The 17,456-nt window shown below is 43.9% G+C and carries 11 protein-coding genes; 6 read left to right on the top strand and 5 right to left on the bottom strand.

Features of this window, described 5'->3' with window-relative positions; genetic code table 11:
* Positions 1-17 precede the first annotated feature (17 nt).
* Positions 18-1,481, bottom strand: a complete 1,464-nt coding sequence (locus LGZ99_RS02395) for an ArnT family glycosyltransferase (protein ID WP_036837566.1) — start codon at positions 1,479-1,481, stop codon at positions 18-20.
* 189 nt (positions 1,482-1,670) lie between these two features.
* Between LGZ99_RS02395 and yihI the strand changes: the two genes are divergently transcribed.
* From yihI to LGZ99_RS02420, 4 genes are all read left to right on the top strand, one after another.
* Entirely contained in the window at positions 1,671-2,183 is a 513-nt protein-coding gene (yihI, locus tag LGZ99_RS02400; protein ID WP_023044097.1) for a Der GTPase-activating protein YihI, read from the top strand.
* A 193-nt stretch (positions 2,184-2,376) separates the two neighbouring features.
* Positions 2,377-3,750: an oxygen-independent coproporphyrinogen III oxidase gene (gene hemN, locus LGZ99_RS02405; protein WP_021323349.1), complete on the top strand. Its 1,374-nt coding sequence runs from the start codon at positions 2,377-2,379 to the stop codon at positions 3,748-3,750.
* A 375-nt stretch (positions 3,751-4,125) separates the two neighbouring features.
* Positions 4,126-5,184: a low-specificity L-threonine aldolase gene (gene ltaE, locus LGZ99_RS02410; RefSeq protein ID WP_036837568.1), complete on the top strand. Its 1,059-nt coding sequence runs from the start codon at positions 4,126-4,128 to the stop codon at positions 5,182-5,184.
* Between the two features lie 1,127 nt (positions 5,185-6,311).
* A complete protein-coding gene (locus LGZ99_RS02420; RefSeq protein WP_036837575.1) occupies positions 6,312-6,749 on the top strand; it encodes a hypothetical protein in 438 nt (145 codons plus the stop codon).
* 271 nt (positions 6,750-7,020) lie between these two features.
* On the opposite strand, the gene LGZ99_RS02425 is transcribed toward LGZ99_RS02420, so the two are convergent.
* Positions 7,021-8,700: a ShlB/FhaC/HecB family hemolysin secretion/activation protein gene (locus LGZ99_RS02425; protein WP_021326206.1), complete on the bottom strand. Its 1,680-nt coding sequence runs from the start codon at positions 8,698-8,700 to the stop codon at positions 7,021-7,023.
* Between the two features lie 1,174 nt (positions 8,701-9,874).
* Here LGZ99_RS02425 and LGZ99_RS02430 point away from each other — a divergent pair.
* Together LGZ99_RS02430 and LGZ99_RS02435 are read left to right on the top strand one after the other, a co-directional pair.
* On the top strand, positions 9,875-13,081 hold the full coding sequence (locus LGZ99_RS02430; protein WP_023043811.1) for an Eco57I restriction-modification methylase domain-containing protein: 3,207 nt from the start codon (positions 9,875-9,877) through the stop codon (positions 13,079-13,081).
* 23 nt (positions 13,082-13,104) lie between these two features.
* Positions 13,105-13,293: a hypothetical protein gene (locus LGZ99_RS02435; RefSeq protein ID WP_036837578.1), complete on the top strand. Its 189-nt coding sequence runs from the start codon at positions 13,105-13,107 to the stop codon at positions 13,291-13,293.
* Between the two features lie 33 nt (positions 13,294-13,326).
* On the opposite strand, the gene glnG is transcribed toward LGZ99_RS02435, so the two are convergent.
* The 3 genes from glnG to glnA form a co-directional block, all read right to left on the bottom strand.
* A complete protein-coding gene (glnG, locus tag LGZ99_RS02440) occupies positions 13,327-14,751 on the bottom strand; it encodes a nitrogen regulation protein NR(I) (protein WP_021326207.1) in 1,425 nt (474 codons plus the stop codon).
* Positions 14,752-14,760: 9 nt separating this feature from the next.
* On the bottom strand, positions 14,761-15,810 hold the full coding sequence (gene glnL, locus LGZ99_RS02445) for a nitrogen regulation protein NR(II) (protein ID WP_021326208.1): 1,050 nt from the start codon (positions 15,808-15,810) through the stop codon (positions 14,761-14,763).
* Positions 15,811-15,973: 163 nt separating this feature from the next.
* Positions 15,974-17,383: a glutamate--ammonia ligase gene (gene glnA / locus LGZ99_RS02450; protein ID WP_021326209.1), complete on the bottom strand. Its 1,410-nt coding sequence runs from the start codon at positions 17,381-17,383 to the stop codon at positions 15,974-15,976.
* Between the last annotated feature and the right edge of the window lie 73 nt (positions 17,384-17,456).

Genomic DNA, 17,456 nt, shown 5'->3' on the forward strand with positions numbered 1-17,456 from the left:
TCAAATTTCAGAGAAAACTACTGATATTTTTCCGGTGATACAAAACCTACGCAGATTGGTATTGGTTTCGTTTCAGGTTCAGGCTGGAAAAGAAACTCCTCAGTGCTGTTTATTTCCAGTTTGGGCCAGTCTTGTAAAACGTCGTGAAAATCTTCCTGTTCACAGGTTTTACCCTTTCCTCCGATCAAAATAGCGCCGTCACGTACAATATCGCTTGCTTTAACATGGCGGTTATAGACATTTGGCGCTTGCCCTTCCAACGTCCAAGGTTGGATCGTATCTGGTTGACTTGGTGCGTAGAAAGTTAGCCACTGATGTAAGTATTCGCCCCCGACATAATGCAATGGTGTTGAATAGAGCTGATGCCAGCGTTGATCCAACTGCCAGGAAAAATCTTTGATACCTTTAAATTCATGGCCGGCGCCACGGACATTAGCGGCCATAACAAAAACATATCCCATCAAAACCAATACTGCGGTGACTGCCAGCCCGCGCAGGGTGTTGAGTAATGATTTTTGTGGAAAACGGGTGATAGAACCGACTAACAGCGCTGATGAAACAGACATAAAGGGATGCAACCATTCAGTCATTCTTCCGCCCTTATTGAATGAGAACCAGCAATAGATAATCAGTAATGGCAACAGAATAACCATGTTTGCCAGTCGGCCCGCTTGCTCTTTTGGCCAGCCAATACGGCCTCCAAGAGTGTAGATAATGATGCCAACAATAATCAGTGGATAAAACACGGATAATAACGATCTGGTCGTATGCAGATTAAAACCGCGATTAATCTGTGAATCTACCCATTTGAAAGCAGCAAAATCATTGTTCCACAGCCACCAAACATTAGGCAGTACCAGCATAAACCAGATAGCCAGGGCGATATAGAGAGCTGGTTGGCGGTAACACTGACGAACTCTGGGTACAAACAGTGTCAATAGAAAAACCGAACCGACTAGTGCCAGAGAGGAATATTTTCCCATCGTTGCCAGCCCGGAACTAAGTGCAAATGCTATCCACCAGCGTGGATTGTCATATACCGCTCGCAGAAAGAACAGCATAGTCCACGACCATAGCATAATCAGTAGATAATTATCGTTGTAAGGAATAATATCAAAGTTGATAATACCGGACAGGTTCAATGTCAGCATGGCGAGCCATGCCAGCTCTTTTTTCCCTGTCAGCCGGAACGCCAGATGCCATACACCCAGCATGCCAATAGCGATGGCGATAAAGTGTATGAGGTACCAGTAAAGACTTAATGAAATACCGCTTATATGGATAGCCGGCAGCATCATTGCGCCCACCAGCCACGGATTTTTAGGTGAGCCCCATTCTCCATTTTTACCCCAGTTCAATGCTTCGACGGCATCATAGGGGACAGTTGGATCAAATGAATAACCTACTATAATCCATAACAAAGCATAACTAATTACCCATAAATAGACGGGCTTGTAGGAAGACGTATCAGAAAAAAGCATATCAATTCATCACTTATTGAAAGCCAAGATTAATAGAATATTCGCTGATGGTTAAACCAATCATGAATAATAAAGGACTTTGGCTAGATTTTTAAGAGAAAGAATTGTTTGTGGCGCTTTTCTATACGTGTGGTTTCTGCTAGATTCCGCCGCAGCAATACCCTGATAAACCAAACTGAGTAATGGGCTATGAACCAGTTAAAGAAAAAAGCACCGGCGAAAGCATCTGCTGGTAAACAGAAAAGAAAAAGCCGCGAAGAATTGAATGCGGAAGGGCGTGAGCGTAAACGCCAGAAAAAGCACAGTGGTAATCCGGCAGGTAGCCGTCATAAGGAGCAAAGCAGCGACAAACATCAAGCAGGCAGGAAGCCGCATGATCCACGTCTTGGCAGTAAAGTGCCTGTTCCACTGATTGTCGGAGAGACACCGATGAAACCCGTGGCGGCTAAAGCAAAAGCTGAGACAAAACCACGTCTGTCGCCACAGGAAGAGCTGGCAATGCTGGAAAACGATGATCGTTTGGATGCATTGTTGGAGCGTCTGGAAAATGGCGAAAAACTGTCTGAAGAAGATAATGTTTATGTTGACGCCACACTGGATCGCATTGATACCCTGATGGAAGAGTTGGGGATTGAGCTAGGTGAGGAAGAAGGCGGAGAAGAGAAGCCAGATGACATTATGCAACTGCTGAAAGGCAATTAATTTAATCCTCCATGGTTAAAGGCGGATTAATCCTAATAACCACACTGTTAGTATGTTATTTGTTGTGGTTATTGGGTAAACTATGGCGATTGTCGCGGCGTAAAACCCGGCTGCGCAGAGTCACCACCGCGCAACATATCAAACATCTGCAAGCATTGCGCTTTGGTAGACAGAAACATCGGAAGGAATAAGAATGTCTGAGCAAGCTATAGTTTGGGATCTGCCTTTGATCCAGAAATACAACTACTCCGGCCCCCGTTATACTTCATACCCTACGGCGTTGGAATTCAATCAACAGTATGATAATGCAGCATTTATGCAGGCAGCTGCCCGTTATCCTGAACGACCGCTTTCTCTCTACGTCCATATCCCGTTTTGCCATAAACTCTGTTATTTCTGTGGTTGCAACAAACAGGTGACTCGCCAGAAGCATAAAGTAGATGAATATCTGCAACGGCTTGAACGTGAAATCCGTGAGCGTTCGAAACTGTTTTCTGGCCGTAACGTCAGCCAGATGCATTGGGGTGGCGGTACGCCAACCTATCTTGATAAAAACCAAATCAGTAAATTGATGGGAATGTTGCATAACCATTTTAATTTTTTGTCGGATGCTGAAATTTCTATTGAAATCGATCCGCGTGAAATTGAACTGGATGTGATTAATCACCTGCGCAGTGAAGGTTTTAACCGTCTGAGCATGGGTGTACAGGATTTTAATAAAGAAGTACAACGTCTGGTTAATCGAGAACAGGATGAAGATTTTATCTTTGCTCTGGTAACACGAGCCCGTGAAACCGGTTTCAACTCTACCAGTATTGACCTGATTTATGGCTTGCCGAAACAGACACCTGAAAGTTTTGCTTTCACTTTGAAACGAGTATTAGCGTTATCACCGGACAGAATGAGTGTTTTCAATTATGCTCATTTGCCAAATCTGTTTGCCGCCCAACGTAAAATTAAAGAGCATGATTTACCAAGCGCCGAACAAAAATTAGATATTTTGCAGGAAACCATCGCAACACTGACGGGAAATGGTTACCAGTTTATTGGCATGGACCATTTTGCACGCCCAGATGATGAACTGGCGGTAGCTCAGAGGGGAGGGAGGTTGCACCGCAATTTTCAGGGTTATACCACTCAGGAAACGTGTGACCTGCTGGGAATGGGCGTTTCTGCTATCAGCATGTTGGGCGATAGCTATTCTCAGAACCAGAAAGAGTTAAAAACCTACTATGCGCAGGTTGAAAAACAGGGGCATGCCCTGTGGCGTGGTTTAACCCTGTCTCAGGATGATTGTATCCGTCGTGATGTGATTAAAGCGCTGATCTGTAATTTCCGGCTAAATTTTGCTGATATTGAGCAACAATATAATCTGAGTTTTACCAAGTATTTCGCGGAAGATTTGCAATTATTGGCACCATTAGTTGCAGATGGGCTGGTGGAAGTGGATGAAAAACAGATCCGGGTGACATCACGGGGCCGGTTGCTTATTCGTAACATCTGCATGTGCTTTGATATTTACCTGCGTCAGCAGGTCCGCCAGCGACAATTTTCGAGAGTGATTTGATTATTCAACTAAATAGGGCTGGGTGATTGTCCTTGCCCTTATATCTTAAAAATATCAATATCACTTGGCAGGTTTTGGACAATCTTCTAACCATTTAAACGAATTTAGTGTTATTTCTAACTCTTTTGATAGCCATTGAGAGATCAATTCGATATTGCTTTATGCCATGTTTTTACTCTGCTGATGTTTTGATACTTTTCAGTAAATTATACTGGGGATATTTATGGCAAAAATTATATTATCTCTTACAGTTAGTACAGACGATTTGATCAAAAGTATAAGTGGATATAGTTATGGCATTGTCAGATACGAAAAAGATTATCCTCTGGCTATTTAAGTAAAATAACTTTTCAAAATAATATACAGGAGCCACCTATGATTGATTTACGTAGTGATACTGTTACCCAACCCTGCGAGGCTATGCGTAAGGCCATGGCATTAGCGGAGGTGGGCGATGATGTTTATGGTGATGATCCTAATGTTAACCAGCTTGAACACGAAGGCGCTGTACTGGCTGGTAAGGAAGCTGCGCTGTTTCTGCCTACTGGTACTCAAGCTAATTTAGTGGCGTTGCTCACCCATTGCCAGCGAGGTGATGAATATATTGTGGGTCAGAAAGCGCATAACTACCTGTATGAAGCGGGTGGTGCTGCCGTATTGGGCGGTATACAGCCGCAACCGATTGATATGGCGGCTGATGGAACATTGCCTCTGGATGTTGTCGCCAGTGTTATCAAGCCAGACGACGTTCATTTCGCCCGGACCCGCTTACTCAGCATAGAAAATACATTCGATGGTAAGGTACTACCACTTGCATATTTGCAGCAGGCCAGAGTTTTTACGCAGGAGAAAGGCTTGGCATTGCACGTTGATGGGGCACGTATTCTCAATGCGGCTGTGGCGTTAGATGTGCCACTGAGTACTCTCTCTCAGTATTGCGACACTCTGACCATCTGTCTGTCCAAGGGGTTGGGAGCGCCAGTGGGTTCTTTATTGTGTGGTGATGCAGAATACATCAGGCAGGCACGGCGTTGGCGTAAAATGACTGGGGGTGGAATGCGTCAGACGGGAATATTAGCTGCCGCAGCGCGTTATGCATTGCAGCATAATGTTCAACGGTTACGCGAAGACCATGATAATGCTCAGTGGCTTGCTGAACAATTGAGTGCGCTGGGTGTGGAAGTTTTGGCGCCTGGGGCACAGACTAATATGGTATTTTTACGCATACCAGCGCATGAAGCCGCGCAGTTGGGACCTTGGATGAAAGAACGAGGTGTGATTCTGAGTGTAGATTCTGTCACCCGTTTAGTGACACACCTTAATGTTTCCCGTGCTGATCTTGAGCGACTGATTACGTTATGGCGTGAGTTTCTTACTGTTGTTGAATCTGATAAGCGTGAGAATGTGACTGAAACTCGTGCTATTTATGGTTAAGATTCTGGTTATAAGCAGTTAAGTAAAGTCAGCTCTGAGGCACGTAGATTCAAATGGTTTTTTGGGGGAAGGAGTAGGTAATTAACACTGCTGCTACGTTTAGCAAAAAGCCTACTGAACTGCGTGCCTTGAGTGTTTCATAGTCCTGATAGGGCGGGCGCTTAATAAGTTTATTAGCGCTTATCAACGGGGGCAGAGCGGGATTCTACTTTGTTTTCCCTGCCATATTTAATTTATTTATCAGCGGTTTTAAGCTCCATTTATTCTATATTGATTTAAACCTGCTATAACCATTTAAAAATGTGAATATAGAGATTAAAGCTTTTATATAATAGGAAGATTTAACTCAATAAACGTGCTTTTCAGAAAGATAGTGAATTGTGTTTTAAACATTAATAGAAAGTTAAAAAGATGGCTGAGATTTACTACAGGCTATAATCTGACCATGGTATAAATATACTGCGGGCAGATTGCAGTGTTTCTGAATTATGTAAGGAGCTTGGGATAAGTCGGCAAAAATTATATAAGTATGTGGAGCTTGATGGGGATCTTCGAGCTCATGGAAAACGAGTATTAGAATCTTAGCTCCAGATTTGAACCATATCGGGCGATGGGCAAAAAATAAAAATTCCTTTCTAATGTTTCTGTTGAACAACTCCATTATCAATACTCATATTACACGTTGATTGTAATACATATTATACAACTGTAACTATTTTATAATTATCTAGTTATCAATAGAAACAGTTAAGATCATAAACAAGAACAGGGATTATAGATTCTTATCTAATAATAACTGTCTCTGATACACACAATTTTTTTACTTATAAAAAGAGAAAGATTTTATTTTTAATAATCACCCAGGCAGTGTCATTAATCATGGTAACGGTTGGACAACAACGACAACCCCAGTTTTTCCCGGCGTCTCAGGAGGCGGGCACACTATTTACCATTATACCGGTATCTATAATACCAATAAGCCAACGCAACCATCCACTTATAATTGGACTCCACCTGTGAATAGGCCATGGACATAGCCGGAAACTCAATATAAAAACGTACAACATTATGTTGAAGAAAATAGTCTCAACGGGGTTGTCAAAAAATTAAATGAAATTTCAGCCGAATTGGAAAAATCAAAAAATAATGTCTTTTATGATTTTGAAAATGATATTAAGGCAGCAGATGGATTATTGGTCATATTGAGTGATGAAGTAATAAAAAATCAATTGGGTTCAGAGAGTGCTATTGACGCCTTAAAAAATAGGGTTGCCGATTTTAAGTCATTAATTGAGCAAAAGAACAATCTGCAAAAATACATTGAAAATCAAGAAGTTTATAGACAAGAAAAAATAAGAGACTTGGCTATTAATCGGATATCTGTTTTTGGACGTAATATGGGAAACTTTCTAAGATTTGCAAAAAATGATGAAAGATATATGTTTACGTATGGATTCATCGAAAGTGCAAAAGCAGTACTTGGACGTCACGGAGATTGGGTGGGGGTTTGGAATGAATATATTATTACGCCAGCGATGGAGTTATACAATGCAACTCTATATTAAATAAAATCACCCCGGCGAAAGACGATATTAAGTCCAAGACTGAAAAATTATTGGCAGCACTGAATGAAACGCGAAAAAATGATGAAATGTATACCGGAAAAAGCAAATGGCTCCCGGCGGCAATAGCCGGATGAGGGGGATAGACGGCGGTCAGGTAAATTAAAAGAAAACTCGTGACCCTTGTTAAAGGGGTGCTACGTTGACTCATGTATCAGTCCTTATTTTATTGCAATGGAAATTTTTTATTTCAATGGGTTATGGTCTTGCATCGTTACAAAGTCAGTGATGCAGACCAGTAAACCACCCAGTGATCCGGTTTCAGGTGGTCAGGGTGAGTGAGTGGTTTGCCAACAGTTATCGACTGATTGAACCTGTGATGAGTTAGTGAGAGGCCAAGTGCGGTGCCGGTGACATTACCGCCATCAATTTGTCCTGCTTTTCCTCGTAACCAACCCGTATCCAGCGCACCGGTTAAGGTGAGTTCACCCAGTACAGGAAGCTCTGAAATTCGCCAGTTCAGCTCATTGCGCCAATATCCGCCGCGGTTGCCGGTGAGATATTGCTCTTTAAATCCCCTGACGGAATATTGACCTCCCAGCGAGAGGCGTTCGCTGGCGTAAAGGTTGTCCGGCGTGGTCTGGCCGTAAATGGATGAGAGGTAATAAATGGAATCTGTAACCGGCATAAAATAGCTGGCGCTCAGGCTAAATTTACGGAATTGACTCCGTGGTGCATCCGGGAAATAGGGATCATCTTTTGTCGCACCGAACACCGGTAAACCGTGGCTTATTGCAGGGTTAAACGTGATATAGCCACCTGCCAGTATTGAACTGTAGTTAATGCCAAGGTTGATAGAGCTTAACGTCGGGCTGCTGATGGATAATTTCTCTCCTGCCAGCAAATTGGTCGTCTGGCGGCGCGTCAATCCCATATCCAGCGCCAGCTTCTGTTCGCCATCACGGTATAACGCCCGGTTTATTGCCAGCCGGTGAGTCTGGTTGTCGCCTTCGTAGCGATAAGTTGGTGAGTCAACAAGGATATTCTGGAAAGAATCATTCCACGCATACTGATAACTGAACAACCAGTAGCCATAAGGGATCGTTACATTAGAAGTGAAGCTTCGGTTTTGGTGGCTATTGCGGAAATCACTGTTATGGCTGGCAGATAATGACCACTGATCAGCAAGATGTAATGGATTGTCCAGGTTCACACTGGCATTGATTTGCCCGGTGCCAGTGCTTTTCTGACCACTGTTATCAGCACTTAAATTGGCACTGATCGGTAAACGCGTCGAGGTTCGTTTTAAGATAACCGCAGAATAGCCGGGTTGTTTTCCTGGCTGAATATCAATGGCTACCTGTTGGGAAGGAAGGCGGTTCAGGCGTTCCATGCCTTGTTCAATATCCCGCAGATTGAGTGTTTTTCCAATCATGCCCGGAAAGGCCATTTTGAGTGAGTGTGGTGTTTCATCGTCAAGGCTGATTGACTCAATTTTGCCTTCATTCACGGTAAGAATAAGGGTGCCGGAGGATAAATCCTGCGCTTTGAGGTCGGCACGGGATGTGACATAGCCTCGTTCGATGTAGGCATTCGATACTTTACGCACCAGCTCGTTAATATCCTGCAAAGTTAAACAATGAGATAAGTAAGGGTGAATCAAGTTCTGTTTGACTGACCTTGACAGGCTTTCTGCGCCTTTAAACTCAATCCGGTGGATGGTATGGCAAACAGATCCTGGTGCACCGGGTGTTAGCTCGGGTGGTGGAGATAAGGTGATATTGTTGTGCAGCGCTTCCCGTTGCTGTTGGGCTTGCTGCAACAAGGCTTTTTGTTGTTGCGTGATCGTTTCTTGATCCGCCGGGCTGACAGGGATTGAAGCCTGTGCCAGTGCGGAGATTGCTAGCAGAATAAGCCCTGTCAGGCTTCGGTGATGAATGGATAATTTTCTCATAGATAATAGTTAATAATTTGATAGTAACATTATTAAACTATTCTAATGTAGCATTAATTGATTGTCTGAATGAATGGTATGAAATGTGATCAATATCTGGTTCTTTAATCCTGACAATGGGCAATGAGATATATTAAATGCTGGAAATGCTCTATTTTTACTTTTAATTCAGTATCAATTCTTTAAGTTTCTTGATGGTATGACATCCCCAATCCAGCAGGTGTGCGATATCCTGCTGACTATTCTCCAACGCATTTGTTGCCCGGTGAGCGAGTAGCGGCGTCAGTTTTCAAGTGTGATTTGATTGTTTAGTGGTGTTTTTAAATAGACTGACTAAAAGTCTGCAAAATTTTACGGGCTTTTAATTGTTCAAGGCACAGATTTAAATAAAGAGTTTTTAAATATTTAAAAAGAGATTTATTTTACATTTAGGATATCTTTTTTTATGTTTTTTATCTTGGTTTCATTAAAATAGGCTCGTCATGTGATTTTATATTTTCATTTAACTCCATTTACCCATGTTAATTTAAATGAATAGGTAAATTCATTTAATAATTACTTATTACATCAATAATGGTGAAAAGTCCGGATAATTAATTGTCCAGAAAGGTTATAATGATTAAACGGATATTTAAACGTTTAATCACATTAAAGATATAAAAAATGAATTATTTAAATGAAATCGTATAGAAGCAATGCTATTGGACAGGATAGAATGTGTAAAACAAGGTTAAATGGGCGATTTAAGAGACTATGATTAAAATCATGTATTTGCGGATTTTGTTACTCATTTTTTCATGTTAGATTATTTAACTGGTTTGTAAAAAAGTTTATTTCCAGGTTAAAAACGTTATTAAAGTCGGTTCATTTCTTAAAATATATTATCTGATTAGCCTATTCAATATTCTTATTCGCCCTTTTTTTACCGGATATATAAGCATTAATAAAACCAGTTATTTTTCTCATTTTTTACTGATAGCTTTATAATTAGCAAGTTTTAAACTGTTATTAAAAACCGTTTTTTAACCTCTGGTTTTAATCGGAATAATAAGGTTTTAACTGTTGATTCACTCTGTTTGATTCAGCCTTTTAAAATCGGATTATACGGTTGATGCCATGATTGTTCAGGTTCATAATTGGGAAAATTTTACACCGATTTACAAGATGGTACGTAATGAGTCAAGATGCATACGAAGCTATTCAGGAAAAGCGCCTAAAGCCTTGGGCAGGTGAAGAAGAAGTTCGATACATTTGGATGAAGGCGATAGAAGACGCTACTGGTCTTCATTTGAATGCTGAACGAGGACGTAAAGACTCAAGCTATAATCACGTAATCATTGAATTCAAAGCTCCAGGTTTGTTTCGTGGCAAGAAGGATAGCCCTGGCTTTAAAAATGCCACAGAAGAACGGCTTCTGCCATATATACAGCGCGAGTCAGAGAAAACAGGAATTCCCGAATCTGACTTTATTGGGATAGCGATTGATGGTGAGCACATTTGTTTTTCTCAGGTCCGTGGCGATCAGATTCATACTCAGCACTTAATTCCCTTTTCAACCTACGCGGTCGATTTGGTGATCGACGCTTTTATCTCTGATACGCGAAAAGCTTTAACAACTGAGAACCTATTGGCCGATTTTGGGCATGGGTCAGCAAATGCTCGTGAATTTATGCAAGCGATGTCTGATGGCCTGTTTCACTACTTAAAACAGCAAGGTAATAACAAAATTAAAATGCTTTTTGAGGAGTGGAGAACGCTGTACGGCCAAGTTGCTGATATGTCGGTTTTACAGACAGAAGCTATTAACAAAGAGATTGCATTTAGCTGGAATGGTTTTCGGGAAGATTCTACGTCGGCACGGCTATTTGTCATTCATACTTATAATTCGATTCTCATTAAACTGTTAGCTGCTGAAATTGTGTCGGCACACGGATTAACATCATCGACTCAACCGGCTCAGAGTATGTCAGCACAAAAAGATGATGATGAGTTGGTTAATTATTTGGACGACGCTATCGAGAAATCGGCCATTTTCAGGGAAGCGGGGATTAACGGTTTTGTCGAAGAGGTTATTTTTAGTTGGTATCTTGACCTTGCCAGAAATAAGGTTGTTCCGGCGTTACTACCCTCCTTGCGGCGGTTGCTCTCGGTGCTGTCTCTATACCGGCTTGATCATTTATCCAGGACAAGGGATGTTTTGCGAGATCTATACCAAGGCCTTGTCCCAGGTAAACTCAGGCAGAGCCTTGGCGAATTCTACACTCCAGACTGGTTGGTTGATTTCACGCTTCAGAGAGCCGCTAACGACACACTATTAGAGAAGCGTGTGTTAGATCCTACCTGTGGCTCTGGGGCATTCTTGTTGGCGGTGATCCGTAAAAAGCGTAAGCTGGCGGCCCTGCAAGGGTGGAGTGTGCCTAAAGTTATCAAAAACCTATGTGATAGTGTATGGGGTTTTGATTTGAATCCGCTCGCTGTTCAGACTGCTCGTGTAAATTTCCTCATGGAAATTGCAGACCTGCTCGCTGCATGTCCAGGAATAGATATTGAGGTTCCCGTACTAATGGCGGATGCCATTTATTCACCTGCTGAGATCCCCTCCGGAGAAAATAGAATTGTTGAATACAATATCGGAAGTCAGGTAGCTAAACTGAATATTCGCTTGCCTGCTGAGTTGGCCTTAAACAGGGAACGCCTCGATTTTGTGTTTGAACGAATGGGTAAAGATGTTGAGCAGGGGTTAGAGTTCGCCAAATCCAGCCAAAAACTGACAGCAGCAGGTATCGTCACTCAGGAAGAGTTATCGGACTGGGACAAACCACTCCGACACACTTATGAGCAAGTGTTAAATTTACACAGGCGGCAATGGAATGGTATTTGGTTCCGTATTGTCAGGAACTTTTTTTGGTCAGCGTCAGCAGGCAAATTTGATTTAGTCATTGGAAATCCTCCTTGGGTTAGATGGTCAAAGCTACCCGATCTTTATCGTGAACGTGTTAAACCAACGTGTGAAGACTATGGTATTTTTTCTAAAACTAAACGTCATGGTGGGAATGAACTCGATATATCCGCCATGATAACCTACACGGTCTCCGACAAATGGTTGGATGTAGACGGTAAACTGGCGTTTGTCATCACGGGTACACTTTTTAAGAACCCATCGTCAGCAGGTTTTAGAACATTCAAGCTAGAGCCACAACGTGAGGATTCGCTTTATCTTCAGCCATTGTCTGTTGATGACATGAAGGGATTAAAACCATTTGAAGATGCAAGCAACCACTCGTCAGTTGTGCTGTTCCGGAAATCCATCGTCGCTGCGCAATATCCCGTGACTTACAAGGTATGGTCAGCTAATCCTGGTCACAGGAAAGCCATTAGGGCCAGCACACCTCTTAACGATGTGCTGAAAGCTATTTTGTATACGACAAAAGAAGCGTTTCCGGTTGGTGATGAAGGTTCTCCATGGGCAATACTCGAACCTGGACGCTTCAATGCGATTAAATACCTATCATCGCAGTGTGAATGGACTAAGGGGCGAAAGGGTATCACCACGGATCTTAACGGAGTTTATTTTGTGCCAATCTTGCAAAATAACGGTACTCTCGTCCAGATTCAAAGCCGCCCTGAGGCTGGTCGGAAAGATATTGGTCCACAAAAAACTCAGTGGGTAGAACCCAATATGCTTTACCCCTTAATTAAAGGGGCGAGTGATTTTGATGAGTGCTACTTGAAACTTGCTGCTCCAGATTACGATGATGTTGAGCAAAGACTGTTTACGTTTGTACCAAACACGGGAATTTCAAATGCGGAGTATCAGAGTGCAGATGCACAGTTGGATTCTCCGAAACTGAAGAAAACCTCAATATGGTTTAAGGGGTTTGAGAGACTCTTACTGGAACGTTCTACCTATCGTCGCCAGATGAAAGGTGCTCCTTACCATGCGGTTTATAACGTTGGTGATTACACCTTCAAACCGTGGAAAGTGATCTGGCCGGAAATGTCTGCATCGTTTTATGCAGCGGTTGCAAGCTCTCAGAACGTACCTATTGTTGGTGAACGTGTTTATATTCCAGACCACAAAGTATACTTTGCGTCCTTTGATGACAAAGAAACAGCATATTACTTGTGTGGGTTATTGAACTCACCAACAGTTCAAGAATGGATTGATAGCCACAATGTCTCTATTCAGGTTGCGGATGTATTTAAACACCTATCACTACCTGATTTTGATATTACCAACACGATGCACACTAGCCTTGCTGCGCTTGTTGAGGAGGCTCATCAGTGTCACGACAAAACAGAACGCCAGAAAATTATCAAGCGAATAAAATTGGTCGCGGAAAATGTTTTGATCGCCTGGAGTCTAACGCTTGTAGAATAGATGACAAAGGTAAGTTGACTATTATGGCAAATAGCCTTAACTGGCCTCGCTATCAACGTCGACGGATTCCTGATCAGGAATATGAACGAACGGCCTATTACGGTGGGGCGGAGTCGGAAGCGTTAATGAACTACGGTGTGGATATATCAATACGGGTAAGCATGGGTAAGAAAGAGAGAGGCGGGGCGATTATAGCCCTGTCTCAACCATAAAAATCCGGATACTTATCAAGAAATATTCTTCCATTACTCCAACCCCAATTCTTTTAGTTTCCGTGTAATGGTATTTCGTCCCCAACCCAACAGGCGTGCAGCATCCTGCTTATGTCCTTGGGTATGTTTAAGCGCACAGTTAAGTAAAGTACGTTCTAGCAATGGTAAGGCTTCAGATAGCAGATCCTGCTGACCCTTCTCCAACGCATTTGTTGCCCAGTGAGCGAGTAACTGCGGCCAGTTTTCCGGCATTGTTGTTGTCAATGCTGCCATGCTGGTTTCAGGGTGATGAGTTTCAAATAATTCAGATGGCAAATCTTGTACTAATACTTCCTGACTTGCCGCCATCACAGTCAGCCAGCGGCAGATGTTTTCCAACTGGCGAACATTGCCCGGCCAGGATAAGCGCATTAAAGCAATTTCTGCGTTGGGGTGGAGAATTTTTGCTTCCACGCCCAGCTCTTTGGCAGTTTGTTGCAGGAAATGGCGGGTCAGACGAGGGATATCCTCCACTCTGTCACGCAGGGGAGGTAATTGCATACGAATAACATTCAGGCGGTGATACAGATCTTCACGGAATTTGCCTTTTTCTACCAAGTGTTCAAGATCCTGGTGGGTTGCAGCAATAATCCGCACATCCACTTTCACAGGTGCATAGCCGCCAACTCGGTAAAACTGGCCTTCAGCCAATACCCGTAACAGGCGGGTCTGAATGTCTAATGGCATATCGCCAATTTCATCAAGAAATAGCGAACCGCGATTGGCCTGTTCAAATCGGCCATGACGTACTTGATTGGCGCCGGTAAAAGCCCCTTTATCATGACCAAACAGCTCTGATTCAATCAGATCTTTGGGAATCGCGGCCATATTAAGTGCAATAAATGGTTCATGGGCTCTTGGACTGTGGCGGTGCAGGGCATGGGCCACCAGCTCTTTTCCTGTACCGGATTCGCCATTAATCAACACACTGATCGAAGAGCGAGAAAGGCGGCCAATAATGCGGTAAACATCTTGCATAGCAGGCGCTTCACCTATCATGTCGGAAACCGGTGTAATGACCTGTGGATTTTTAGCGGGTTGATTCTGTTCGCGGGAGTGGCTAAGTGCCCGTTCCAGCAGTGCGGCGGCTTCATCAATATCAAAGGGCTTTGGTAAGTAATCAAAAGCGCCTTGTTGATAGGCATTGACTGCGGCATCCAAATCAGAATGGGCTGTCATAATAATGACCGGCAGCAACGGGTGACTCTGCTTGATATTGTTCAGCAGGTTCAAGCCATTCATTCCCGGCATACGGATATCAGAAATCAGGACATCCGGTGTGTTTTGGGTCAGTGCAGTCAGTACGCTGTCAGCGTCTGCGAAACTGATGCATTCCATCCCCGCGCTACTTAGCGCCCGTTCAAGTACCCAGCGGATTGAGTCGTCATCATCAACGATCCAGATTTTTCCTCGTTGCATAGCTATCCTCTATTTCTTGATCGGTAAGTAGATAGAAAATTCTGTGTGCCCAGGCCAACTGGTAAATTCTATTTTACCGGAGTGCTGATCTATCAAATTACGGGCAATGGATAGACCAAGACCGGTTCCGCCTTCATGAGCACTGACCATCGGGTAAAACAGGGTGTCCTGAATCTGTGGTGGGATACCTGGCCCGTTGTCTTCCACATCTATTCTGGCAGCCAGACGATAGCGCTTACCATGCAGGGTGATTTGGAAAGCGGTTCGGGTGCGCAGGGTAATGACACCACCCTGTGTACCCAGAGCTTGCAAGGCGTTACGGGTGATGTTCAGCAGCACCTGCTCAATCTGATCCGGGTAGTGAGCCAGTTCCGGCAGACTCGGATCGTAATCTTTTATCAGTGTGACGTTATCCGGCATCTCCAGCGAGACTAATTGATAGACCCGCTCTGCAACATAATGAATGCTTTGTTTAATTTGTTCGCCTGGGTGTTGTGGGCCAAGTAATCTGTCCACCAGATGACGTAACCGATCCGCCTGTTCAATAATTACCTGGGTGTATTCCTGCAAAGCAGGATCAGGCAGCGCTCTCGAAAGTAATTGCGCGGCTCCCCTCAGCCCGCCGAGAGGATTTTTAATTTCATGCGCCAGCCCCCGAACCAATTCCCGTGCCGCTATCTGCTGGGCTTGTTGTACCTGCTCTTGGCTTAACCGGCGTTGACTATCCATAGGCGCCAGTTCCAGCAAAATAAACTGCCCGGAAATGGGTTGGGCACTGAGCGACATAATATGAGAGCGGTTATTAACCACTAATGTCACTTCGTTGTCCGTAAAACTCTGACCGCTGACTAAACTGGCGTACATCAGCTCTGTATCCAGTGAAAAGTAACTGAACAGCACCGGAAGAGGTGTACCTAATAGTTTACGGGCGCTCTGAGCTAATAGTTGCAGCGCTGCATGGTTGGCATAGCGGATCACGAGATCGGTATCCAGCACCAGTACGCTGTTAATCAGTGAGTTTAATATTTGCCCGGTATCGGGTAGATTTTCCGTTTTCATTCATACTCCCACCACACTCCCGCACCTTTTTGGTGCACTGTATCATATTCGAGCGTAAAACCTAGCCAAAGCCTGAACTCAGGGAATAGGAAAAAGGCCCATCCGAAGATGGGCTAAAGGTTTCACGGCAACAAAAAATGATCAGCGGGAACGGCGCTGGTAATTACACACTGTAATACAGTTCAAACTCCAGTGGATGTGGCGTCAGGCGGACACGTTCCATTTCACTGTTTTTCAATTCAATATAAGCATCAATGGCGTCATCGGTGAAGACACCACCACGGGTCAGGAACTCGCGGTCGGTATCCAATGCTGCCAATGCTTCATCCAGGGAAGAAGCGACGGTTGGGATCTCTTTGGCTTCTTCCGGTGGCAGGTCATACAGGTTTTTATCCATCGCATCACCCGGATGGATTTTATTGATGATCCCGTCAAGGCCAGCCATCAACTGAGCGGCAAATGCTAAATAAGGGTTAGCTGCCGGGTCAGGGAAACGGACTTCAATACGGCGGGCCTTGGTGCTGGCGACAACCGGAATACGGATGGATGCAGAACGGTTACGGGCAGAGTAGGCCAGCATAACCGGTGCTTCGTAGCCCGGAACCAGACGTTTATAAGAGTTGGTTGTCGGGTTGGTAAATGCGTTCAGTGCACGGGCATGTTTGATAATACCGCCAATGTAGAACAGCGCCAGTTCAGACAGACCACCGTATTTGTCACCGGCAAACAGGTTGGCGCCGTTTTTGGACAGGGACATATGACAGTGCATGCCGGAGCCATTATCACCAACCAGTGGTTTTGGCATGAAGGTGGCGGTTTTGCCAAAATTGTGCGCCACATTATGTACGACGTATTTGTAAATCTGGGTTTCGTCAGCCTTTTTGGTCATGGTGTTGAAGCGGGTCGCGATTTCATTTTGACCGGCAGTGCCAACTTCATGATGGTGAGCTTCCACAACCAACCCCATCGCTTCCATCGTCAGGCACATGGCTGAACGTAAATCTTGAGAAGAATCAACTGGAGGCAGGGGGGCGTAACCGCCTTTTACCGCAGGCCGGTGGCCTTTGTTACCGCCTTCGTATCGAGTTCCAGAGTTCCATGCTGCTTCAATATCATCAATATGGTAGTAGGAACCGGACATAGAACTGCCGAAGCGTATGTCGTCAAACAGGAAAAACTCAGGTTCAGGCCCACACAGGACGGTATCTGCAATGCCGCTTGAACGCAGAAAATCTTCAGCGCGTTTGCAGATGGAGCGTGGATCACGTTCATAGCCTTGCATTGTGCCGGGTTCCAGAATGTCGCAACGGAGGATCAGAGTGGCATCATCAAAGAACGGATCAAGCATGGCTGTACTTGGATCTGGCATCAGCACCATGTCGGATTCGTTAATCCCTTTCCAACCGTGAATTGAAGATCCGTCGAACATTTTTCCATCTTCAAAGAAGTCCGCATCAACCTGATGAGCAGGAATGGTCATATGTTGTTCTTTGCCTTTGGTATCAGTGAAACGTAAATCAATAAACTTCACCTGATGCTCTTCAATCATGGTTAAAACATGTTCAGCGGACATACTCGGTTTCTCCTGGTTTGTGTCGGTCTTGATAAAATGGTTTTAGATTAAGACTTAAAGAAAACACAGTTAC

It is taken from the genome of Photorhabdus temperata (assembly GCF_025384845.1).
GTDB lineage: Bacteria > Pseudomonadota > Gammaproteobacteria > Enterobacterales > Enterobacteriaceae > Photorhabdus > Photorhabdus temperata.

Coding starts and splice junctions, on each gene's coding strand:
- glnG (WP_021326207.1), bottom strand. CDS start 14,751: ATGCAACGAGGAAAAATCTGGATCGTTGATGATGACGACTCAATCCGC.
- LGZ99_RS02430 (WP_023043811.1), top strand. CDS start 9,875: ATGAGTCAAGATGCATACGAAGCTATTCAGGAAAAGCGCCTAAAGCCT.
- LGZ99_RS02395 (WP_036837566.1), bottom strand. CDS start 1,481: ATGCTTTTTTCTGATACGTCTTCCTACAAGCCCGTCTATTTATGGGTA.
- yihI (WP_023044097.1), top strand. CDS start 1,671: ATGAACCAGTTAAAGAAAAAAGCACCGGCGAAAGCATCTGCTGGTAAA.
- glnL (WP_021326208.1), bottom strand. CDS start 15,810: ATGAAAACGGAAAATCTACCCGATACCGGGCAAATATTAAACTCACTG.
- glnA (WP_021326209.1), bottom strand. CDS start 17,383: ATGTCCGCTGAACATGTTTTAACCATGATTGAAGAGCATCAGGTGAAG.
- LGZ99_RS02425 (WP_021326206.1), bottom strand. CDS start 8,700: ATGAGAAAATTATCCATTCATCACCGAAGCCTGACAGGGCTTATTCTG.
- hemN (WP_021323349.1), top strand. CDS start 2,377: ATGTCTGAGCAAGCTATAGTTTGGGATCTGCCTTTGATCCAGAAATAC.
- LGZ99_RS02435 (WP_036837578.1), top strand. CDS start 13,105: ATGGCAAATAGCCTTAACTGGCCTCGCTATCAACGTCGACGGATTCCT.
- ltaE (WP_036837568.1), top strand. CDS start 4,126: ATGATTGATTTACGTAGTGATACTGTTACCCAACCCTGCGAGGCTATG.